The organism is Halomonas sp. ATBC28 (assembly GCF_005937175.1).
In the GTDB taxonomy this organism is placed as follows: domain Bacteria; phylum Pseudomonadota; class Gammaproteobacteria; order Pseudomonadales; family Halomonadaceae; genus Vreelandella; species Vreelandella titanicae.
Genome location: NZ_VCQL01000066.1, coordinates 1 through 968 on the forward strand (window position 1 = coordinate 1; position 968 = coordinate 968).

Annotated in this window: 1 protein-coding gene; it reads left to right on the forward strand. The window is 59.2% G+C overall.

Going from position 1 to position 968, the window contains the following annotated elements; all coding sequences use genetic code 11:
- The coding region (locus E0L35_RS25310) for an IS66 family transposase (protein WP_138801718.1) at positions 1 to 931 on the forward strand (931 nt) is incomplete at its 5' end.
- Between the last annotated feature and the right edge of the window lie 37 nt (positions 932 to 968).

Consider the following 968-nt stretch of genomic DNA (forward strand, 5'->3'; position numbering starts at 1 on the left):
TTTTGCCCGCCATGGCGCGGCGATTCCCCGCAACACCTTGGCCCGCTGGATGGTGCAAGCAGGCGAGCGTGTCGCTCCGCTGATCGATACATTACGCAGGCACCTGCTCAGCGCCCCCTTGGTTCACATGGATGAAACAACGCTCCAGGTCAATCAAGAAGCCGACCGTAAAGCCAGCGCCCCCTCGTACATGTGGGTACAACGCGGCGGGCCGCCGGGCCAACAGGTGGTCTTGTTCGATTATGATGCCAGCCGCGCCGGACGAGTGCCCGTGCGCTTGCTGGGCGACTATGCGGGTTGTTTGGTCACCGATGGCTATGAAGGCTACGCTGAGGTGGTGCGCCGCAATGGGATCACCCATGTGGGCTGTTGGGCGCATGCACGGCGTAAGTTCGTCGAGGCGCAAAAAGTGCAGCCTAAAGGTAAAACCGGCAAGGCAGACTGGGCGCTGAACCAGATCCGTAAGCTGTACGGCGTGGAAAAACAGGCGAAGGGCCTTGAGCCCGAAGCGCGTCATGCACTGCGTGAGCAGAAGAGCCGACTATTAATCGATCAACTGCGCACCTGGCTCGATAAGTCACTGGCCCAGGTACTGCCCAAAAGTGCTCTGGGGAAAGCCCTGCACTACCTGAACAACCAGTGGCCACGCCTGACTCGGTTCCTGGACGATGGCGTGATACCGTTGGATAACAATCTGGCCGAGAACGCCATCCGTCCGTTCGTGGTGGGGCGTAAAAACTGGCTGTTCAGTCACACACCGAGCGGCGCTCAGGCCAGTGCGGCGATCTACAGCCTGATCGAAACCGCCAAAGCCAATGGCCTCTCGCCCTACGACTACTTACAGCACGTCTTTGAGACGCTACCCTCTCTCAACGACGATGACCTCAACACGCTACTGCCCTGGCAGTGGAAAGAGACCTTACCGGTCTAGGCAATGACTGCCTAGATGGGGTTATTGGAGCGCTTAC